The organism is Pedobacter sp. (genome assembly GCF_045627485.1).
GTDB lineage: Bacteria > Bacteroidota > Bacteroidia > Sphingobacteriales > Sphingobacteriaceae > Pedobacter.
Genome location: NZ_JAZQNU010000037.1, coordinates 18,852 through 40,622, shown reverse-complemented (window position 1 = coordinate 40,622; position 21,771 = coordinate 18,852). Strand labels below are relative to the sequence as shown.

At 42.4% G+C, this 21,771-nt stretch carries 22 protein-coding genes; 14 read left to right on the top strand and 8 right to left on the bottom strand.

Annotated elements, in window-relative coordinates; genetic code table 11:
- On the top strand, positions 1–255 hold a 255-nt coding region (locus ACR2F3_RS03045; protein ID WP_432708507.1), incomplete at its 5' end, for a M13-type metalloendopeptidase.
- 123 nt (positions 256–378) lie between these two features.
- Here ACR2F3_RS03045 and ACR2F3_RS03040 read toward each other — a convergent pair.
- On the bottom strand, positions 379–717 hold the full coding sequence (locus tag ACR2F3_RS03040; protein ID WP_432708506.1) for an MmcQ/YjbR family DNA-binding protein: 339 nt from the start codon (positions 715–717) through the stop codon (positions 379–381).
- A 52-nt stretch (positions 718–769) separates the two neighbouring features.
- Here ACR2F3_RS03040 and mnmD point away from each other — a divergent pair, with 52 nt between their 5' ends.
- From mnmD to mazG, 3 genes are all read left to right on the top strand, one after another.
- On the top strand, positions 770–1,438 hold the full coding sequence (gene mnmD, locus ACR2F3_RS03035; RefSeq protein ID WP_432708505.1) for a tRNA (5-methylaminomethyl-2-thiouridine)(34)-methyltransferase MnmD: 669 nt from the start codon (positions 770–772) through the stop codon (positions 1,436–1,438).
- A 72-nt stretch (positions 1,439–1,510) separates the two neighbouring features.
- Positions 1,511–2,461, top strand: coding sequence for an aldo/keto reductase (locus ACR2F3_RS03030; RefSeq protein ID WP_432708504.1), 951 nt, complete (start codon positions 1,511–1,513; stop codon positions 2,459–2,461).
- Between the two features lie 32 nt (positions 2,462–2,493).
- Positions 2,494–3,300, top strand: a complete 807-nt coding sequence (gene mazG / locus ACR2F3_RS03025) for a nucleoside triphosphate pyrophosphohydrolase (RefSeq protein ID WP_432708503.1) — start codon at positions 2,494–2,496, stop codon at positions 3,298–3,300.
- On the opposite strand, the gene ACR2F3_RS03020 is transcribed toward mazG, so the two are convergent.
- Complete coding sequence (locus tag ACR2F3_RS03020) at positions 3,301–4,605, bottom strand: DEAD/DEAH box helicase (protein WP_432708502.1); 1,305 nt, start codon at positions 4,603–4,605, stop codon at positions 3,301–3,303. It lies immediately after the preceding gene.
- An 89-nt stretch (positions 4,606–4,694) separates the two neighbouring features.
- Here ACR2F3_RS03020 and ACR2F3_RS03015 point away from each other — a divergent pair, with 89 nt between their 5' ends.
- The 5 genes from ACR2F3_RS03015 to ACR2F3_RS02995 all read left to right on the top strand — a co-directional run bounded on the left by ACR2F3_RS03015 (position 4,695) and on the right by ACR2F3_RS02995 (position 8,303).
- Positions 4,695–4,886 (top strand): hypothetical protein, encoded by a 192-nt coding sequence (locus ACR2F3_RS03015; protein WP_432708501.1) that lies wholly within the window; start codon positions 4,695–4,697, stop codon positions 4,884–4,886.
- 105 nt (positions 4,887–4,991) lie between these two features.
- Positions 4,992–5,642: a response regulator transcription factor gene (locus ACR2F3_RS03010; RefSeq protein ID WP_432708500.1), complete on the top strand. Its 651-nt coding sequence runs from the start codon at positions 4,992–4,994 to the stop codon at positions 5,640–5,642.
- A gap of 66 nt (positions 5,643–5,708) precedes the next feature.
- Positions 5,709–6,788, top strand: coding sequence for an ATP-binding protein (locus tag ACR2F3_RS03005; protein ID WP_432708499.1), 1,080 nt, complete (start codon positions 5,709–5,711; stop codon positions 6,786–6,788).
- 101 nt (positions 6,789–6,889) lie between these two features.
- The gene (locus tag ACR2F3_RS03000; protein WP_432708498.1) at positions 6,890–7,582 is read left to right on the top strand and encodes a DUF421 domain-containing protein; all 693 of its coding nucleotides are present in this window, start codon (positions 6,890–6,892) and stop codon (positions 7,580–7,582) included.
- 16 nt (positions 7,583–7,598) lie between these two features.
- On the top strand, positions 7,599–8,303 hold the full coding sequence (locus ACR2F3_RS02995; RefSeq protein ID WP_432708497.1) for a DUF421 domain-containing protein: 705 nt from the start codon (positions 7,599–7,601) through the stop codon (positions 8,301–8,303).
- Here ACR2F3_RS02995 and ACR2F3_RS02990 read toward each other — a convergent pair.
- From ACR2F3_RS02990 to ACR2F3_RS02980, 3 genes are all read right to left on the bottom strand, one after another.
- Positions 8,228–10,036: a Mur ligase family protein gene (locus tag ACR2F3_RS02990; RefSeq protein WP_432708496.1), complete on the bottom strand. Its 1,809-nt coding sequence runs from the start codon at positions 10,034–10,036 to the stop codon at positions 8,228–8,230. The two genes, ACR2F3_RS02995 and ACR2F3_RS02990, sit on opposite strands and share 76 nt — an antisense overlap.
- A gap of 112 nt (positions 10,037–10,148) precedes the next feature.
- Complete coding sequence (locus tag ACR2F3_RS02985) at positions 10,149–10,643, bottom strand: hypothetical protein (RefSeq protein WP_432708495.1); 495 nt, start codon at positions 10,641–10,643, stop codon at positions 10,149–10,151.
- 12 nt (positions 10,644–10,655) lie between these two features.
- The gene (locus ACR2F3_RS02980) at positions 10,656–11,810 is read right to left on the bottom strand and encodes a zinc-dependent alcohol dehydrogenase (protein WP_432708494.1); all 1,155 of its coding nucleotides are present in this window, start codon (positions 11,808–11,810) and stop codon (positions 10,656–10,658) included.
- Positions 11,811–11,987: 177 nt separating this feature from the next.
- Between ACR2F3_RS02980 and ACR2F3_RS02975 the strand changes: the two genes are divergently transcribed.
- Positions 11,988–14,396, top strand: coding sequence for a prolyl oligopeptidase family serine peptidase (locus tag ACR2F3_RS02975; protein WP_432708493.1), 2,409 nt, complete (start codon positions 11,988–11,990; stop codon positions 14,394–14,396).
- 39 nt (positions 14,397–14,435) lie between these two features.
- Positions 14,436–15,971 (top strand): glycosyltransferase family 39 protein, encoded by a 1,536-nt coding sequence (locus ACR2F3_RS02970; protein ID WP_432708492.1) that lies wholly within the window; start codon positions 14,436–14,438, stop codon positions 15,969–15,971.
- Positions 15,972–16,023: 52 nt separating this feature from the next.
- On the opposite strand, the gene ACR2F3_RS02965 is transcribed toward ACR2F3_RS02970, so the two are convergent.
- Complete coding sequence (locus ACR2F3_RS02965; protein ID WP_432708491.1) at positions 16,024–17,244, bottom strand: ABC transporter permease; 1,221 nt, start codon at positions 17,242–17,244, stop codon at positions 16,024–16,026.
- A gap of 77 nt (positions 17,245–17,321) precedes the next feature.
- Here ACR2F3_RS02965 and ACR2F3_RS02960 point away from each other — a divergent pair, with 77 nt between their 5' ends.
- Together ACR2F3_RS02960 and ACR2F3_RS02955 are read left to right on the top strand one after the other, a co-directional pair.
- Positions 17,322–18,596, top strand: coding sequence for an exo-beta-N-acetylmuramidase NamZ family protein (locus ACR2F3_RS02960; RefSeq protein ID WP_432708490.1), 1,275 nt, complete (start codon positions 17,322–17,324; stop codon positions 18,594–18,596).
- 10 nt (positions 18,597–18,606) lie between these two features.
- Positions 18,607–18,822 carry a hypothetical protein gene (locus ACR2F3_RS02955; RefSeq protein ID WP_432708489.1) on the top strand — a complete coding sequence of 72 codons (216 nt, stop codon included), beginning with the start codon at positions 18,607–18,609 and terminating at the stop codon, positions 18,820–18,822.
- On the opposite strand, the gene ACR2F3_RS02950 is transcribed toward ACR2F3_RS02955, so the two are convergent.
- Positions 18,819–19,871: a DNA topoisomerase IB gene (locus tag ACR2F3_RS02950; RefSeq protein WP_432708488.1), complete on the bottom strand. Its 1,053-nt coding sequence runs from the start codon at positions 19,869–19,871 to the stop codon at positions 18,819–18,821. The genes ACR2F3_RS02955 and ACR2F3_RS02950 overlap by 4 nt on opposite strands.
- A gap of 148 nt (positions 19,872–20,019) precedes the next feature.
- Here ACR2F3_RS02950 and fmt point away from each other — a divergent pair, with 148 nt between their 5' ends.
- Complete coding sequence (gene fmt / locus ACR2F3_RS02945; RefSeq protein WP_432708487.1) at positions 20,020–20,928, top strand: methionyl-tRNA formyltransferase; 909 nt, start codon at positions 20,020–20,022, stop codon at positions 20,926–20,928.
- Here fmt and ACR2F3_RS02940 read toward each other — a convergent pair.
- On the bottom strand, positions 20,923–21,762 hold the full coding sequence (locus ACR2F3_RS02940; RefSeq protein ID WP_432708486.1) for an aminotransferase class IV: 840 nt from the start codon (positions 21,760–21,762) through the stop codon (positions 20,923–20,925). The genes fmt and ACR2F3_RS02940 overlap by 6 nt on opposite strands.
- Between the last annotated feature and the right edge of the window lie 9 nt (positions 21,763–21,771).

Genomic DNA, 21,771 nt, shown 5'->3' with positions numbered 1-21,771 from the left:
AAACAAGGACAGTCTGATGAGAAAATTGATGGCTTTACCCCTGATCAGCGCTTCTTCTTGTCGTGGGCACAGGTATGGCGCGGTAATATCCTGGTCGACAGTGCTGCGGAGTTGATTAAAACTGATCCGCATTCTCCTGGTCCGTATAGAACGATTGGCGCGCCTGTGAACATGGATGCCTGGTATGAGGCATTTGATGTGAAACCTGGTGATAAATTATACAAAAAACCAGAAGACAGAATCAGAATGTGGTAATTACCACGATGACATAAAAATGGGTTGTACCGAAAGGTACAACCCATTTTTTTAGACTATTTATTTTGAGCAGTTTAAAACCCTGCTTTTCTACCATTGCACCTCAAAAAGCGGTAATTACCGCTAAGCATATAAAGCCTGTATTTTTTTAGGTAATTTCCTGATAACTAATACCCTGGAAGCTGCGATAAGTTCACCCAACTCCCCGTCGGAAAGCACATCAAGTGAATCAATAGTAACCCATTGTTTCTTGGCGAAATGGGCGGCCTGCGCAATACCATCACGGGCAACAAGTTCATCAAAATTTTCAGGGTCAATTTTAAATGAAACATTCCCATCATCAAGGGAAACAATAACATATATTTTCTCTTCAATCATAAAACAGAGATGTTCGCCCCACTTCATACCTTCAGTGGTTCCCGGCAGGTTAAGGCAATATTCCCGAAAGCTTTCAATATCCATAAACAATGTATTATTTCTTAAAGTTAAGCCAGTTTCTGCTAAATTTGAAGAAATGAATAAAATTATCCAGACTGCCGACGGCTCTAATACTTTATATAATGAAACCATCGGCGAGAACTACCATTCAAAACACGGTGCCCTGCAGGAAAGCCTGCATGTCTTTGTGACCGCAGGTTTAAAAAAAGCAATGGAAATTGCCGAAGGGCAACCGCTGGCAGTGTTAGAGGTTGGTTTTGGTACCGGACTTAACTATTTACTTAGCCTAAACCATTGTGTAGCTACGCAACAAGCCATGACTTACACCGGTATTGAAGCTTTTCCGATCAGTTTGACTGAATTGAAGAGCACCGAGTACGGGCAGTATGTTCCTGAATCCATATGGGAAGCTTTGCTTCACCATTATGAACCTGCCATTGGCCATCAGGTGACCTTATTTGAAAATCAGCAGCTGGAAATAGCGCATACCACCTTGACTGAATTCCACAGCAGCACAGCATTTGATTTAATATATTTTGACGCCTTTTCTGTGCAGCATCAGCCAGAAATGTGGACAGATGAGGTGATTGCCCATACCTGCAGTTTTCTAAAAACCGGCGGCATTTTTGTTACTTACGCCATTACCGGCAACTTAAAAAGGGCGCTTAAAAAAGCGGGGATGACCATAGAAAAACTTCCCGGAGCCCCCGGAAAACGTGAGATGCTGCGTGCAACCAAGCTTTAATTGACCTGGTAACGACAGTATAAAAACACCCAGCGCCTACATTTGTTATAACAGCTACCTTAAAGATTTATCATGGAAAAAAGAAAATTAGGAAATTCAGACTTATTCGTATCGCCAATTACTTTTGGAGGCAACGTTTTTGGGTGGACCATTGATGAAGCCAGGTCGTTTGAAGTATTGGACGGCTTTGTAGAAGCAGGATTCAACTTCATTGATACCGCTGATGTCTATTCAAGGTGGAAACCGGGAAATCAGGGCGGAGAATCTGAGACCATTATTGGTAACTGGATGGCATCGCGCAATAACCGGCAGCAAGTGATTATTGCCACTAAGGTAGGCTCAGACATGGGAGACGGCAAAAAAGGTCTGTCTAAAAAATACATTACCCAGGCTGTGGAGGATTCTTTAAAGCGACTAAAAACAGACTATATAGACCTATATTTTTCACATTATGAAGATCCCGAAACACCGATTCTGGAAACCTTAGAAGCTTACGACAGCCTGATCCGTGCTGGTAAAGTACGCTGGATCGGCGCTTCCAACTATACTGCAGAATCTTTATTGGACGCTCTGGAAACCAGCAAAAAGCATAGCCTGGCCAAATACCAGGTGTTTCAGCCTGAGTATAACCTTTACAAGCGGGAACAATTTGAAACGGAGTACGAACAAATTTGTTTAGAACATCAGTTAGGCGTAACCAATTATTATGCGTTAGCCAGTGGTTTCCTAACAGGAAAGTACCGTTCTGAAGCAGATTTAAACAAAAGCCAAAGAGGTGGAGGCATGAAAAACTACCTGAACGAACGAGGATTTCGCATTCTTAAGGCTTTAGACCAGGTGGCCGAACAATATAATGCCACTCCGGCCAGCATAGCACTAGCCTGGTTAATTGCACGTCCTTCGGTAACTGCACCGATAGCCAGTGTAACCAGCCTTGAACAATTAGCAGACTTCAGTAAAGCCGCATCGATCAGCCTTCGAAATGAAGACATTGCAGTGCTTGATGAAGCCAGCAACCCATAAGTAAAACTTACACCATATAAATAACATTTATAATGCCCAATAACATTCCACCAGTCACCGCACCTGATCCAGCATCCGCTTTTTTAAGGTTGTTAAACGTGCTCGACACTTTACGTACACAATGCCCATGGGATAAAAAACAGACCATGGAAACCTTAAGGCACCTGACGATCGAAGAAACCTACGAACTATCGGATGCAATACTGGAAGGCGACCAGCAGGAGATTAAAAAAGAGCTGGGTGATGTGATGATGCACCTGGTGTTCTATGCGCGGATAGCAGCAGAAAACAAGGAGTTTGACATTGTTGATGTGTTGAACGGAGTTTGCGACAAACTCATCCACCGCCACCCGCATATTTATGGCGATATAGTGGCCGAAGACGAAGCAACAGTTAAGCGCAACTGGGAAAAGATAAAACTGAAAGAGGGAAATAAATCTGTATTGGGTGGTGTACCTGCGGGACTTCCTTCCCTGGTAAAAGCCAGCCGTATTCAGGAAAAGGCTCGTGGTGTAGGTTTCGACTGGGAAGATAAAACTCAGGTATGGGAAAAAGTGGAAGAGGAACTACAGGAGTTTAAAAACGAGTTTAATGTAGCGGATAACACGGCTATAGACCATGATAAAGCAGAAAGCGAATTTGGCGACCTGCTGTTCTCTTTAATCAACTACGCACGCTTTATTAACATCAACCCGGAAAATGCGCTGGAAAAAACGAATAAAAAGTTCATTAAACGCTTTCAATACCTGGAAGAAAAAGCCAAAGAAAACGGCAAGGCCCTACAGGATATGACACTTGCCGAAATGGATATTTATTGGAATGAAGCGAAAACCAGGTAATTAGCTGTGTTTTTTCTTCATCGTCATTTTTGCCTTCTGGCCTATCCCATAATTATAATCTTTGGTGTTGCCTTCCTTTTTATCATGGTAGGCACCACCACCTTTGGGTAGGTCGGTTGTTTCTTTTACAATTCTACTTTTATCGATAGCGGCTTTTTTCTTCACCATCTTTTCTACCAACACTTCTTCTGGCAGCTCCATCACCGGAATCTTGGCACCTATTGCCTGTTCGATTTTACGGATATCAACCAGCTCCGCATCTGTAGCAAAAGTAATCGCCACCACTTCTTCATCTGTTGATTTAACCACCCTACTCAGGAAAGTTTCTTTTTGTTCGGGAACTTCCATGTGGAAGATAAACGGAATACCAGAGAGATCCAGGGTACCAGAACCTTCATTCGCTACAATCAGTACGCGTGCTTCAGGAATAGCCTTAAAGTCCTCGATATGGTCAAATCCGTATTCCTCATCAAAAAACAATGGATTTAGAACACTCACCTCTCCTGGCCTGCGGGAGGTTAAGCTTTTACCTAACTTTTGGGCAGTTAAACGGGTGTTCACGAAAACAACGACTTTGTCAAACACTTCGTCATCACGCAACAGGTGGTTTAATAAATTGATTTTAGTTTTAAAATTTTGCACCTGATACAACAGCAACTCATGGGTAGCAGCTTTTGCATCCCCTAACTCTTCTACCTCGATCAAGGTTGGAAAATTAAGGAAACGGTCCGTCATCACCTGCAATTTTTCATGGTACACCGTTGTAAACACCAAATGCTGGCATTTTCCGGCACTTCTTGCCAGTTCGTTAACAGGTAACTGCATACCTTGTTTCACGATCTCTTCAGCATCATCTACAATAAACATTTGCAGTTTACTCAGGTTTAAGCCAAGCTTTAAATAAATGGCCCTTGCCCTTGTTGGCGTAGCTACAACGATATCCACACCATCAAGGAGGTCACTGATTACCTGGTCTGTACCCCCATTACCATAAAGACCCATGATACGCAGATCACGATTTTTACTAAGCAGCATAAACTCGGCGATAACCGCCTCCACCCTTTCTGCATCGGGAACAAGAATAAGGAATTTAGGCGCCTCGTCAGTACCATATTTTAAACGCATTAAAACCGCAAGCACGTAATTTGTGGTTTTACCACTTCCTTCGGGGGCTACGGCAATAATATCTTGACCGCCTAAAATACGGGACATGGTTTTAGCCTGAATTTCTTTTGCTGAAATATATCCGGCATCAGTCATAGCACTTACCAACGACTTGCTTAGTTTTAATTTATCTAACGACACAGTTTCTCAATTTAAATATTGCCGCAAATTTACGCAAATTAGAAGGTTCTACACACATAAATCAGGTATAGTTTTTGTAACTTTAGGGTATGGGCATACGGGCAGAGAAGAAGAAAGTAATACAGCAAGTCGTAAATAACGAAGACAGCGGACTGCCTTTGGTTCCCGATGCCTTGTTAACGCCTACCGATTTGCATTGGTTCCAGGCCGTTACCCCTCAGCAAAATTCTGAAGAAAAAGACAAAAAGGAAGATATGTCTCCGAAAAAACAGGGGGAGTAGTCTTAAGTCTACACAGTTTCAAAAAGCACAAAACCATTCTGTACAGTCGTTGTTAATTAACCACAATCATGTAGTTAATTAAAATATGTTAAAAAAACAATGCACATGCTAAATGTAATTTTGGCTGACGATGACACGCTGGTGCGTGAGGGTTTAAAAATGCTGCTACTATCAGATAACTCTTTTCAAGTTGTTGGCGAAGCTGGTAATGGTCAAGAAGTACTGGATTTAATTAATGGAGGTTTGGCTGTTGATATCGTGCTTACTGACGTAAATATGCCGGTTATGGATGGCATAGCTTTAATAAAACCACTTAGGGCATTAAATGAAAAAATCAAGGTGATTATTCTTTCGATGGTTGATACTAATAAATCGATTGAACAGGCTTTTACAGCGGGTGCTTCAGGTTACCTGCTTAAAACGGTAAGCCCTGAGGAACTTCTTTTTGCCATCAAGAAAGTAAACCAAGGCAAAAGATACTTATGTTCAGACCTCACCCTGAAATTATTGGAACGTTCCATGGAGGCAGTAGCTGTGCAAAATACGGACGATGAGCTACCATTAGATTTAACATCCAGGGAAAAAGAAGTGTTATTTTTAATTGCAGAAGGTTTAACAAATAATGAAATTTCAGACAAGCTTTTTCTCAGCAAAAGGACCATCGAAGGACACCGGCAAAGTTTAATTGAAAAAACCGGCTGCCGCAATACGGCATCACTAATCAAATTTTCCATTTTAAATGGAATAATACAGTAATATACTTTAAAATCTTTTATCTTTAGGAGAGTGGAGCGATAAACTAAGCGTTTCACTTTGTGCAACATGAACAATCCTGAGTCTATACTTCTTGCACTTGCCAACCATGATTATAGGGCATATTTTGCCTTCAACATAACTACTAATACTTTCGTATATCTAAATCCAGCCTTTCATTCTCTTTTCCAGCTTCCAGAAGAGGAAACAACGCCAGAAATGCTTTTTTCCATGGTAAACCTGCAAGACAAGCATTACCTAAAATCTGTTTACAGCAACATGAAAGCTGGCGACTTTGTCGATAACATCGAGTTTAGAATCCTAGTAAACGATGGTAAAGAATACTTTTTGCGGTCAAGCATGCTACTAAAGGAACAGCCCCAGCAGGAACGCGTATTAACTGGCTACATTGAAGATATCACGGATCGCAAAGCAAATATCGAGAAAACACTGGCCCTGACGAGTAAAAAAAATGCCATCCTCAATATCCTTTCTCATGATCTGGCAGGCCCTTTAACCGCGGTTCAAAACTTTGCTTACCTGCTTGGTAAAAGAACAATGTCTCTGGAAGATCAGCGTGTCAATAAAATGGTTACCTCTATTGAAAGGATCAGCAAAAGATGCATCAATATGATCCAGGACTTCATCAAAAAGGAGTTTATTGAAACCGTAGGTGTGGACCTGGTAAAAAGGCGTGTCAATTTAACGGAGCGCATTAAGAATTTTATGGTGGAGTATTTCCAAATCGACAACGAAACAGGAAAGCGCTATTATTATGAGTACAACAAGGAAAACATTTTTGCTGAAATAGACGAAGATAAATTCATGCAGGTACTCCATAACCTGATCTCCAACGCCATTAAATTTACACCTGACGGTGGTTCCATCACCCTGAATATGCAGGAGGAAGCCGGGAAAGTTTTAATTGCCGTAAGTGACACCGGTGTGGGCATACCTGAAAAATTTCATGCCACACTTTTCGAAAAATTCTCTGATGCCAGAAGAACAGGATTAAAAGGCGAACCTTCAGTAGGCCTGGGCATGTCTATCATTAAAACCATTGTAGAGTGGCACGAGGGAAAAATATGGTTTATAAGTAAGGAAAATAATGGCACTACCTTTTATGTGGAAATACCTGCCAGCCTGTAATTTTATCCGGAATAAGTCGTATAAATAACAATTCTTTCGCGTGAAAACACGTATTTAAAAAATCAAGGCTGGCATGGAATAAATATTGTTCTTTTCCAGAAATGAAGAAAGAAGACATTAAATGGGACGACTGGCACCGAATTTTAATTGGCTCTGCGCCAACAGATTTTCTTACCGAAGTCCTATTCAGAACCATTATCATGTATATCGTGTTATTGGTCATTCTGCGCTTATTGGGCAAGCGAATGGGCGGTATGCACACCAATTCAGAACTAGCCATCATGGTTACTTTGGGGGCAATTATATGTGTTCCTATGCAAATTCCCGACCGTGGTATAATCCAGGGCATATTCGTTTTACTTTTTGCCCTTGCTTTTCAAAGAGGGCTCAACCTTATCGGCTGGAAAAGTGAAGGCATGGAACGCCTCATCCAGGGAAAGGAATCTATGGTGCTTAAAGATGGCGTGATCCTGGTTGAGGAACTTGAAAAAACTAAAATAACCCGGCAGCAGCTTTACGCGGTGCTTCGAAGTCAGGGCATAAGAACCCTGGGTGAGGTAGAAAGGGTGTATATTGAAGCATGTGGCTTATTCAGTGTGTTTAAATATGAGGAGCCAAAACCAGGGTTATCCATTCTTCCCCCCAAAGACCCCAACATTAACCAGGTGCAACCTGCCCCTGATCAGGAAGCACTGGTATGTGCTAATTGTGGAAAGATCATTTCCAGTTCTGATGAAGAGGAAATAAATTGTGAAAACTGCCATCACCATATTTTCCAGCATGCAATTCTCTAACCATTAATGTCAACCTATGAAACCTGAAGAAATCCATCTTGGTGACCTCAACCGTATTTTAATAGGCGAAATACCTGCCAGTTTTTTTGTTGAGTTATTGCTCCGGGCCTTACTCATTTATGTCTTACTCATTGTATCCATGAGGTTGATGGGTAAACGCATGGCCACACAGATTGGCAGAAATGAGATGGCTGCTGTAACTTCCCTGGCGGCAGCTGTAGGTATTCCACTGATGAATCCTGACCGGGGTATTTTGCCACCAATTATAATTGCGGGTGTTATCATTTTTTTCCAACGAATCATCTCCACAGCCACCGTAAAGAACCAATGGTTTGAGTCCTTAACCCAGGATGATTTAAGTATTCTGGTACGAGATGGCGTGATGGACCTCAAGAAAATGAAAAAAACCAGAATCTCGAGGGACAGGCTTTTTGCGCAGCTGCGTGCCATGGGTTTAATGACATTGGGCGAGGTAGACAGGCTATATCTCGAATCAAACGGGCTATATAGCCTGGTACCCCGTAAAGAAAAACAAAGGGGTATATCAGTTATCCCCCCATGGGATGATGAATTCAAAGCGAAGTTAAAGGTGAGCGACGTTGACTGCGGATGTTATGAATGTGGAAAGCTCCACCCGAAAGCCTTTCAAAATACGCCCCTGCGGTGCGAAAACTGTGGTGCTTCCAGGTGGACCGATGTGCTCGGGTATTCTGATAGATAAGCTATGGTATCATAAACATTCTCGGCGTTGACGAATATCCAGCTCCCTTTTTGGACTTGGTCTATGGCCTTTTTAATGGCCTCAAACTCGTTAGAAATTACCTGCACGGGCAGGCTTTCATGAGTCTGCCTGATACCTTGCAGCAATAAGGACGTCATCTTTTCTTTCGTGTCTTCGTTCAGGTCCCTGTCGTGACGAATAATGATCTCGTCAAAAATCGCAGCAGCAAGTTTTCCCAGGTTTACCATATCCTCATCTACCCTATCTGCTACAGCAGCAATAATCCCAACTTTAACCGATGCCTTTAATTGATCAGCATACTTTTTAAGTTCCTGGTAACCGGCCTCATTATGCGCATAATCAACCAGCACAGTAAAACCTTTAAATCTGAAGGAATTCATTCGACCAGGTGTAAAACGTGGAGAGGGAATAAATTTCTTTAAAGCAATACGCATGTCTTCTAAAGGCATCTTTAGAAAAAATCCTGTTAATAAAGCTGGCAATATATTTTGTGTCATGCAGTCAGATTTGCCTTCGAAGGTGAGCGGCACATCTTTTACTTTAATCAAGGGTATTTTCTCCCTGTTTTTATACAACACAAAATGACCGTTTTCGACCGTTGCACCAAGTTTACCACGTTCAACATGCATCCGGAATCGCTTACTTTCAGCATGCATACTAAATAACGCAACTTCACAGCATAAACGCTCCGCCATTTGATACACCAACTCGTCATCAGCGTTTAATACCGCACAACCTGTCGGGAAAGTTGTTCTGGGAACAACCGCCTTCACACTGGCTAGTTCCTTTATAGTATCGATATCATCCATACCCAGATGATCACGGGAAATGTTAGTTACCACACTTACATTGCAGTAATCAAAGCCTAACCCTGCGCGCAATATGCCACCACGGGCACATTCTAAAACAGCAAAATTAATATCTGGATTTTTTAACACCACCCTGGCACTCTGCGGGCCGCTGCAGTCGCCCACATCCACCAGCTCATCTTGTATATATATACCATCTGTGGTGGTCATGCCAACCTGGTAGTTGGCGTAGGAAGCGAAATGTGCAATAAGGCGGGTGGTCGTGGTTTTACCATTGGTACCGGTTACGGCAACCAGGGGAATCCTTGCGGGTAAGGGATCTGTAGGGAAGCGATTATCTATACCCCGGCGGAAAACATGCTGATTGGCACCGAAACCAAAAAGCAGCGTATCACGGTCCAGCTGTGTAACTGGAATCCCCCTTTTGATGGCATCATAAACAATAACCTGTACCTCTGGGCTTATGCTATCACGTTCATGAATCTTTTTCAAACGATGAACAGCGGTAGACAATTGAAAGGGCTGCTCTTCCAGTAAGGCGTTAACTAAATTCACGGCGGTCCGCCCGGCATAAATCCCTGCACGTTCGATGGTATAAGAAAAGATGACTTTAGCTACCAGGGGTTGAGCAGTGGATTGTACTACAGTATGTGCACAATCCATTCCTGCTAAACATTGAATTTCTATGGCTACCTGTGCTACCACATCCAATACGGATTTGTATGCTTTCAGGTGATATAGAGAAGGCTTCAATTTTTCTAGCTTGTTACCTAAGCCATTAAGAGCTGTTGCCTCCAGTGCTTTTTCTTTTTCTGTGAGTTGAATGGTTAAGACAATAAGCCGATGTCTGTGGATCGACCAATAGTTTGGACCCCTCATGACACGGGTCTTTATAATTTCCATATTTAATGAACAGTTTGCTATGATAAGAACAATAAGATAGCCAACTCGTTCTCCATTAAATACGGTATTTACAGAGATAAACCACAGATATTTGCAGCGATCTACGCAGCCCTTAACGCTTCGAACTTCCTGAACGCGAAAGCAAGGTATAGGCTACAGTAGCCAACGCCACGGTAACCAGCACCTTTGTTGCCAGCCCCTTTGGATTATGCTTAAAATCTGCCTTTATGCCTTTCTCAGCAAAGATATTGGGAATATGCCCATGTTTAAAGTCATCTATAATTCCTTCCACCACATTCACCCGGTCGGCAAGTAACAACGGCAGCCAATGTCCATAACTTGATTCGCTGTATTTAAATGCATAACGACGCAGTGCACCACTCAAGCCAGACAATGGAACAGACGTGCCATAAACTGCCGACAATGAAGGCCGCTCATTGGACTTTAAAATCCCGGCGATCTCAGGCTGTAACGGTGGGCGCTCCCAATTGATGCGTTGATGGTCATCGCCGGTATAATGTTTCATTGGGTAGGTAGGCTCATTTTTAGGGTCTGCATCCACGCCCCAGCCTTTTATTTGTGAGTAATCTGTCTTTTTGTTTTCCATGGTTTCTTAGTTTTACATTCTTGCCGATGGCGGTATTAATATGGGTTTAATACAATTGTCGAGTTTGGCCGAAAACATATGATACGCATCAGACACCTCTTCTAAAGGAATGCGGTGCGTAATCAACTCTTTTGGATTCAGGTGCCCTGCACGTATATGTTCAATTAATCTTGGAAGTAACCTTTTCACTGAAGCCTGGTTAGCACGGATGGTTAAGCCCTTGTTCAACACATTTCCAATGGGCACCAGGTTATCTGTAGGACCGTAAACCCCTACAATGGATACGATACCCCCTTTTTTAACGGAGTTTACCGCCCAGTGTAAAGCCGTTGCCGACCCCGCCTGTAACAACAGTTTCTTTCCAGTAATGGTTTGCATGGCGTTACCCGATGCATCACCACCAACAGCATCAATGCAAACGTCGGCACCAAACCAGTCTGTAGTCTTTTTAAGGAACAATACCGGATCTCCGATCTCTTTGAAGTTATAAGCTTCGCAATGCGCATATTTACGCACAAAATCAAGTCTGTATTCTAAATGGTCGATAACAATCACCCTTGCTGCCCCAAAAAGCCAGGAACATTTGGCCGCCATAATTCCTATCGGACCAGCGCCAAACACCACTACAGTATCGCCTTTTTTTATTCCACCCATTTCAGCAGCCTGGTAACCCGTAGGCACAACGTCAGTTAGTAGTACGGCATCATCCGGATGCAAATCCGGTGGGATCACCATTGGACCAACATCAGCATAAGGCACACGAACGTATTCTGCCTGTCCGCCGTCGTAACCGCCTGCTGTATGTGAATATCCGTAAATGCCACCTACAGCAGTGGCAGATGGGTTTGACTCGTGGCAGTTACCAAAAAGACCTTGTTTACAAAAAGCACATTTGCCACAGGCAATATTAAAAGGCACCAGCACATGGTCGCCTACTTTTAAGTTTTCTACACCCGCACCAACATCTTCGACCACGCCAATAAATTCATGTCCGAATGTGGAACCTACACGCGTATCCGGCACCAGGCCATGATAAAGGTGTAAATCTGATCCGCAAATACAGGACCTGGTAACCCGAACAATCGCATCCTGTGGATGCAGAATCTCCGGTTGTGGTTTTTGAGCTGCACGGACCCTGAAAGGGCCCCGGTAATTCATTGCTAACATACAATTGCGTTTAAGTTCAAATAATTACTTTAATAAACCCCCGGTGCCGTTTAAAAGTTTGAGTGATTAATACTTAATCTATAGCCATAAATACGGGAATGTATCAAAAATTTGATACAGGAAACAACTCAGGGGGTATTCTAATCACTATTTTTACCATGGAATAAATCCAATTATATGAAAAAACTTTTCCTTCATCTTTTCCTATTAACCTGCACAACTGCAGCAATTGCACAGGATGCGGCCAGCTATCAGGCACCACCCCAGGAAATGGCAGACTTGCTATTAGCAAAACCTACGCCGGGCGTCAGTATTGGCAGCAAGGCACAGTGGATGCTGTTAAGCGATAGAAATCCTTATCCATCTGTAGAAGAGCTTGCAATGCCTGAATACCGCATTGCCGGACTTCGCATAAACCCCGAAAATTATAGCCTGAGCCGCCAGACCTATATCAACGGTTTTACGCTCATCCAGGTGAGCACCAATAAAGCAACCGCCTTAAACGGACTTCCATCACCACTCTTTGCCGGAAACGTACAGTGGAATCCAACAGGCACCAAAATTTCTTTTACCAATACCACAGGTACGGGTGTGGATCTGTATGTTATAGATATTGCAACTGCACAAGTAACAAAAGTGAATAAACAACCTTTAAACGTTGTTCTCGGTAATGGCATCAGCTGGATAGACAACCAGACGCTTCTGTACCAGGTAGCGGTGCAACCAGCCTCCGCAGCACCTAAAAAACCTTTAATGCCAAAAGGTCCTACTACACAGCAGAATCTGGGTAAGGCAGCACCAAGCGCCACCTACCAGGATTTAATTAAATCGCCTTACGACGAGACGTTGTTTGAGTTTTTCGCCACCTCGCAACTGGTTAAAAATACTAACGGTGTAGAAACGCCAATCGGCAAGCCAGCAATTTACCTGAACGTAAGCGTGTCGCCAGATAAAAACTACCTTTTGCAGCGAAAACTTAGAAAACCATTCTCTTACCTGGTTTCAGCATATGGCTTCCCGTCGTCAGTAGAAATTACAGACCTGAATGGCAAATCAGTTAAAGTATTAGCAGAATTGCCTTCGGCCGAAGGCAGACCTTCTGGCTATGACAACCTGCAAAACATTGCCCGCAATTTCGACTGGCGCGATGATGTAGCGGCTACTGTAACCTGGGCACAACCATTGGACAGTGGTCTCATCAAAAAAGACGTGGAATTTCATGATGCGGTATTTGCCCTTGCAGCACCATTTACGGGAAAAGCCAATACCTTGTTTAAAACCAAAACCCGTTTCCGCAGTGTCATATGGGGTGATGAAAACATCGCTTTGGTGCAGGAAGGGCTGCGTAGTAAACAAAGCACCAAATTAAGTCGCCTTAATCCAGCTACCGGAAAATTGGAAACTTTATATGAAGGTAACCAGACCGATGCCTATAACAACCCTGGCTTTCCGGTAATGGCTAAAAACAAATATGGCCGTTACGTAGTAAAAACGGTAGACAATGGCAAAAAACTATTGATGAATAATACCACTGGCTCTTCTGCTAAAGGTGATTTACCGTTCCTGGCCAAGTTTGACCTCAAAACAAAGAAAAACGATATCATCTGGCGGAGTGCCGAAGGAACTTACGAATTTGTAGCCGATGTACTTGATGCCGATAAACTGGTGTTGTTAACCCGCAAAGAATCACAACAGGATGTGCCGAACTACTACATTAAAAACTTAGTACTTCGCATTGCCGACCAGAAATTAACCAGCTTTGAGAATCCTTATCCAGCAATGGTGGGCGTAATCAAAGAAAAGATTTCGTATAAACGTTCTGATGGTATTGACCTTACCGGCGACTTGTATTTACCGAAAGGTTATGACAAGGCTAAAGATGGTGCACTGCCTTTAATCATCTGGGCCTACCCTAGAGAATTTAACTCGGCAGCAGATGCTGCACAAATCAGGGGTTCGAAACACCGTTTCACCACCATCAGCTGGGCATCGCCGATCTATTGGGTTACTCAGGGTTACGCTGTATTAGACAATGCCGAAATGCCAATTGTTGCCGCAAATGGCAAGAAGCCAAATGATACTTTTGTAGACCAGTTGAAGATGAATGCTGAAGCCGCCATTAATAACCTGGCCGGACAGGGCATTGCCGACAAAAACCGCGTAGCTGTTGGTGGACACAGTTACGGTGCATTTATGACCGCCAACCTATTGGCCCATACAAATTTATTTAAAGCAGGCTTGGCCCGCAGTGGTGCCTATAACCGTACACTTACGCCTTTCGGTTTCCAAAATGAAGACCGTACCTATTGGGATGCACCTCAATTATATTTTGAAATGAGCCCTTTCAGTTATGCAAATAAAATTAAAACACCCTTGTTGTTAATTCATGGTGATTCTGACGATAACCCAGGAACTTTTCCTATTAACAGTGAACGTTTGTTTAATGCAGTAAAAGGTTTCGGTGGTACTACACGTCTTGTATTCCTTCCTTATGAAGCACACAGTTATAAAGGCAAGGAAAACATTTTACACATGTTGTGGGAAATGAACGCCTGGTTAGACACCTATGTAAAAAAAGCTAAATAAATTAATGTAACATTTTTAAAAAGACCCACTCCTAGCATTATGGAAGAAACGAGAAAATTCATTTCTAATAATGCAATATGGTTGTGGGTCTTTATTTTACTAAAATTCACCATACAATACTTTCTTGTTCATCCGGATTTCGATTTACACCGCGATGAATATTTACACCTCGATCTTGCCAAACACCTGGCCTGGGGTTATACCTCAGTACCACCGGTTACCTCCTGGATATCTTACGTAATCGGTTTATTAGGTAACGGCTTATTTTGGGTTAAGTTTTTCCCGGCATTATTTGGTGCCCTGCTCATGCTTACCGTATGGAAGATTACCGAAGCATTAAATGGAAGTTTATATGCCCGGATCCTGGCCGCAACAGCAGTAACCTTTTCCGTAATTTTCAGGATTAACACCCTTTACCAACCTAATTCTTTAGAATACCTGTGCTGGGCATTACTGTTTTACGCGTTGATCAAGTATGTTAACAGCGGCCACCAGAAATGGCTTTGGGCACTAGCTGTTGTGTTTGCCCTAGGCTTCCTCAATAAATACAGCATTGCCTTCCTGGCCCTGGCCATGGTGCCTGCCATGCTCCTTACAGAACACCGTACACTATTGGTTAAAAAACAATTCTTGCTGGCTGTTTTACTCGCCATTCTGCTTATCTCTCCTAATCTCTACTGGCAATACCAGCATGGATTCCCCGTGTTTACCCATATGAAGGAATTGCAGCGTACGCAGCTGGTTAATGTGAACCGCCTTGACTTCCTTAAAGACCAGCTGTTATTCTTTTTTCCTGCATTTTTTGTCCTGCTGGCAGGGATAATAGCCCTGTTGATTAATAAAGCCTTTTCCACTTACCGCTTTATATTATATGCTGCCATTTTCACTTTGGCATTATTTACCTATTTCCAAGCCAAAAGTTATTATGCCATCGGATTACACCCGGTATTTATGGCCTTCGGTGCGGTTTACCTAGACCGGCTGCTTCGGCAACCCTGGACAATATATGTCCGGGCCGCTGCTTTAACCTTACCGCCACTCTTATTCTTCCTCACCATCAGGATTGTTTACCCAATCGATAAACCAGAAACCATGGTGAACAACCAGGCCCTCTATAAAAAATATGGGATGCTACGTTGGGAAGATGGCAAGGACCACCACATGCCGCAAGATTTTGCAGATATGCTGGGTTGGAAAGAGCTGGCCGAAAAAGTTGACCGCGTGTATGCGGCCATCCCAGAAAAGGAAAATATATTAGTCATCTGTGATAACTACGGCCTGGCAGGTGCCATCAACTATTACAGCAAACATAAAAATATGGCAGCGGTATCTTTCAATGCCGACTATAAATACTGGTTTGACTTATCGAAAGAAATTACCACAGTAATCACTGTAAAAACGGATCATAATGAAGATGCGGCGAATGAAGAAGAACATAATTTGTTTGAGCATGTCACCTTTAAAGGGAAAGTCGAAAATCCATACGCCAGGGAACATGGTACCGTGATTTATTTGTTAGAAAAGCCGAAAATGTCGATCAACACTTTTATTGCAGATAACCTGGATAAAAAATAGCCAGAACTAAAAAAGAGCTTCCATGGCTATCTGACTACCGGCATCTGGAGCATTATTTAAAGCGTATAGCCTTAAGCGGTGATATTTTACTCACCAATAACGAAGGGATAACCAGCACGATCAAACAAATAGCCAGTGTGGCAATATTTAACAAAATGATATCCATTAAATGAAACTCGATGGGTACATAAGTAAGGTAATACGAACCCTGGTCTAAATGAAAGATATGGGTGTAATATTGCAGAAAGCCAAGTCCTAAACCCAGGATGTTACCTAATAGCAATCCTATACCAACCAGGTATGCGGCATTATAAAGAAAGATTTTGATGATACTGTAATCAGTCATTCCAAATGCCTTTAACATGCCAATCATATTGGTACGTTCCAGAATCATAATCAACAAGGCCGTAATCATGTTAATTACACCAACAATTAACATCAGAATTAATAACACTTGGGTATTAACATCCAGCAGGGATAGCCATGTGAAAATATTAGGAAAATAAGACCTCACCGACTCGGAACGCAGATTGGGGTCGAGTTTATCGTACATCTGGTTGGCTGCCTGATCCAGCTGTGCGAAATCGTTGATGCGTATTTCAATACCCCCAATTTCGTTAGGTTTCCAGTTGTTTAAGCGACGAATGATGTTGATGTCGCCAATCACAAAACTTTTATCGATCTCCTGTACGCCAACATCATAGATACCAACAATTTTAAATTTCCGCTTACGCGGTGGGTCCTGCACAAAATGCATGATAAAATCGTCGCCTAATTTTAGCTTTAGACGTTTTGCGGTATAATCAGAGATCATCACCTGCTGTGTGGCCTTTGTACTGTCGGTAAAATCGATGGTGCGACCGCTAATCAGGTGTTTGTTAATATAATCCCAATTGTAAGTTTTATCAACGCCTTTAAAGTTGATTCCCTCCACCTCATCATTAGCTGAAATAATAGCAGGTTTGGTAGAATACGGCGAAAAGAAAGCAATATTGGGATTGTTACGCAGGTAGGAAAGCGTTTGGGCGCTCGGTTCAAAAGGCGCCAGCTCAAACGAATTATTAATATCGAGCTTAAATACCCTTACATCCCCAACAAAACCCCTTACCTTATCCTGAATCTCTGTTTTAAATCCTTTAATGATGGCCACAGAAAGCATCATCACAGCCAGACTCAGCATAACACCTGCAATAGCGATACGCACAATGAGTTTGGAGAATGTCCTTTCTGACTTTACAGAAATCCTTTTGGCGATAAAATATTCTATATTCAAATGTTTTGCAATAAATTGTACCTTAGCAAAAATGCTATTTTGAATTGGATAAAGCATATTTATTTAAAAAGAAACACATGAAATCTACTTATTCTCTCTTGTTGCACCTTGGTTTAGGTGTTATCACTTTACAGGCTTGCGGGGCAACAAAAACGCCCGCCCTACCCCCTACTGTTCAAACCAATCAAACGACCTTCATAAATACACCAGACCAGCCAAAACAACAAAAAATGTTAACCGGTGCAGAGCAAACCGACAAATACCTGCCTTTGCTTAAAGGAAAACGTGTGGGTATGGTGGTTAATCCAACCTCTATCATTGGCAACGAAACAGCTGTTGACAGCCTGCTAAGTTTAGGTGTTAACATTGTGAAGATATTTGGCCCGGAGCATGGTTTTAGGGGCGATGCAAGTGCAGGAATTCATGTGGCCGATGACGTTGATGCCAAAACAGGTATCAAAGCGGTTTCTTTATATGGCAAACATTCTACACCAACCGCAGCTGATTTAGCAGATGTGGATGTTATGATTTTCGATATACAGGATGTAGGCGTTCGTTTTTACACGTATATCAACACCTTGCAGCATGTAATGGAAGCCTGTGCGGTAAACAATAAACAATTGATCATTTTAGATCGCCCTAACCCTAACGGCTTTTACATTGACGGCCCAATACTTGACCCGAAATTGGCTTCGGGCATCGGTTTACAACCCATTCCAATTGTTCATGGTTTAACTGTTGGCGAATACGCGCAGATGTTAAACGGCGAGGGCTGGTTAAAGGACAAAGTAAAGTGTGACATTAAGGTAATTACCATGGCAAACTATAACCACGATATGCCTTATAACTTGCCGGTTAAACCATCACCTAATTTAAATACAGATCAGAGTATATTATTATACCCTACACTTTGCCTGTTTGAAGGAACCTATGTGAGCCAGGGCCGCGGCACGCAATATCCATTTACTGTACTTGGTGCACCTGCTTTAAAAGGTAAATACGCTTTTAATTTCACACCAAAAAGTATCAAAGGCATGGCCGAAACGCCACTCCACCAGGATCAGGCGTGTTATGGTTTAGACCTAAGAAACTACGATGTGGCAAACATTAGAAGAGATAAAATGTTAAACTTAAACTGGTTAATTGAATTGTACCAGGCTTATCCTAATAAAGCTGATTTTTTCAACTTTAAACTAAGCAAGCAAATGGGCAATTTCGATAAACTGGCTGGTGTTTCGACTTTAAAGCAACAGATTATGGACGGAAAAACGGAAAAAGAGATTCGTGCCAGCTGGGAACCAGGTTTAACCCAGTATAAAACGATGCGCAAGAAATACTTGCTGTATCCTTAAAGATCAGCCCATGAACTCTGAACCAAAAAAGAAAAATGAAAGCCCTAGCAGCAACTTTAAGGAAGAAGTTCCAAAAGGTAAAGTTCCTGCGGGAGAAAAAGTGGTAAAACAACCTGAAGATGAAGATTATCAGGCCGAAGAACCAGAATTTGACGATATGGTTCACCGCAAAACGACTGATGAACAACCTGTTCAACCCATTAACAAACCACCAGCAAAAGGTTAAACTAAATCTTTCTGCGCCTTTTTCAGGAATTTCATGAGTACTTTCTCATCATTTTCCATTGCAAATTGTGTATGTGGTTTCTCCGTATTAACCTGTTTGAGGTATTTTGAAAGCCTGTCGCTTTCAAATGCCTCAAGCAATAACGGGTAAACATAAGAACTTTTACATACCGCCCTGGTATTGCCTAACTTACTGGCCACACAATCTAATACTTCTACTACAACCTTCTTTTTAGGTTTTTCAAGTGCTTCGGGATCTACGAAACATTTGGCTAACTGCCTTAAAGCCTCTAAAGTACCACCCCAGGTTCTGAAATCCTTGGCTGTGAAATCGCTCCCTGTAATTTCCTTGATGTAATTATTGATCTTGCCCGAATCAACCGCCCTCCGTTCGTTATTTGTGGTATAATATTGAAACAACTCCTGCCCTGGAATGTCCCGGCATTTCTTTACGAGCCTGGCAAGCGTTTTATCATTTAAGGTGACCTCATGGTGCACCCCCTTTTTACCAATAAAATCAAGTGTTAAGGTATTACCGTTAATTTTTGCGTGTTTATCACGCAGCGTACTTAGGCCATAACTGCCATACAATTGTTTATACGATTCGTTACCTACCCTGATTAAGGTTTTTAACATCACCTGCACGCATATGGCCAACACTTTTAGTTCGTCAAGTTCTTTGCGGCGCAAATCTCTGGCAATACGCTTACGCACCTGTGGCAGCACTTTACCAAACTCTAAAAGCCGGAAGTATTTACTTTCCGAACGCCTGGTGGTCCATTTATGATGGTATCGGTATTGTTTTCTACCGGCAGCATCAATACCGGTAGCCTGCAGGTAAGCATTATTTTTAGGGGCAATCCACACGTTTGTCCAGGCAGGGGGCAGCACAAGGGCCTTGATTCGCTCCATGGCATTTTCGTCACTTACCCGTTTACCTTTGTTATCTACATAATAAAAAGCGCCAGGTTTACCTTTTCTATAAATTCCAGGCGTACTGTCGCTCATGTATATTAATCCGCTTAATTTAATTTCCTCGGTTGTCTCCATTTATTAGAAATGATTTTACCATCAGCGTCATACGAATTCATGTGGTCGGAAAAAAGCTTCTTAAACCTTTACAGCTGATAAATACTCGCTGTTGAAATGAAGATATGCGTTAATTTTTTAGTTATTTTTGCTAATTAAACACAGGACAATGAGAATAGTTTTTATGGGAACCCCCGATTTTGCAGTAGCCTCTCTGGCAGCTTTGGTTAATGCCGGATTTGAGATTGCTGCAGTAGTAACAGCCGCCGATAAACCAGCGGGCCGCGGACAAAAACTAAGTGAAAGTGCCGTTAAAAAGTATGCGGTTGAACATGGCCTTCCGGTACTGCAACCCATAAAACTGAAAGACCCTGAGTTTGTTGCCGCGCTTAAAGCCATTAATGCTGATTTGCATGTGGTGGTGGCCTTCCGTATGTTGCCTGAAGTCGTGTGGAGCATGCCACCGAAAGGAACAATCAACTTGCATGGGTCATTGTTACCTCAATACCGTGGGGCAGCACCAATTAACCATGCCATTATTAATGGCGAAAAGGAAAGTGGGGTAACTACTTTCTTCCTGAAACAGGAAATCGATACAGGTGATATTATTGACAGCAGGAAAGTTAGCATTGCCGACGATGATACTGCCGGAGATCTTCACGATAAATTAATGGCCGTTGGCGCTGATCTGCTGGTAGATACCGTCAAAGCGATCGAGACTGGAAATTACCAGGAAATCCCACAGGATCTGTCGGCGGAAATTAAACATGCCCCTAAAATTTTCAAAGATTTTTGCAAGATAGACTGGAACCAACCGGTTGATGTGGTATACAACCTGGTACGCGGGTTAAGTCCGTACCCTACTGCCTTTACAACCCTGAACGGTAAAAATCTTAAAATTTTCAAAGCAGAAGCAGAGCACAAAGAACCTGGAATTGCAGCCGGCGGTTTTCTCACAGATGGAAAAACCTATTTAAAATTTGCCACAAAAGATGGTTTTTTAAAGCTGACCGACGTGCAATATGAGGGAAAAAAGAGAATGACTGTAGAAGAGTTTCTTCGCGGAATCCGCTTATAACTGGTTCAGCAATGCACTCATATGTTTAGATATTTCATTGAAATAGCGCTTGCGACCATAGCCCATTACCCAGCGGATACCACCAATAGCATTGGTGATAAATACCTCTTCAGCCTGTCGTAAAACCTCAGGATTAAGTTGAGCTTCGATAATGGAAATATTATTGGCTTTAGCCAGTTGCATCACTACCCTGCGCATGACGCCTGCAATACAGCCTTCAGATAATGCAGGCGTATAGATCTGTTTATCGTACACTACAAAAATATTGGAGCTGATGGTTTCACAGATAAAGCCATGCTGGTTTAAGATGATGGTTTCGTCAAGCTTATGCTGCTTTTTATAAAGGCCAGCCATCACATATAACAAGGAACTGCTGGTTTTACAGTTAGACAACAAATTAACCGGTTTTGTTAACTCGTTATACACATCTACAATGAGTCCCTTTTTATTAAGGTCATACTGGTTGCTGTCCATTGGGGTAGCTTCCAGCACATAGCCGTATTTATTAATTTCCGGGGTATATAGCCCTTCACCACCGCGGTAAATAGAAAGGCGAAACTTTACATTGTCTTTTAACTTGTTTTTTTTACAAAGCTCAGCAGTTTTTTGCTTCAGAAAATATTCATCGAGTAAAACACTCCCCTCTATTTTAAGGGCCTTCATTCCCGCTTTCAGGCGGTCGACGTGATATTCCGGGAACTGCAATTTACCATTGCTCATGCGGATGGTTTCGAACAGGCCGTCGCCATAACGAAAGCTACGGTTGCTGGCTGTAAGTACCGGATGAGTTGTAGTAAAGAATTCGTCGTTGTGTAATAGGTATTGTAATTGCATTGATCTCTT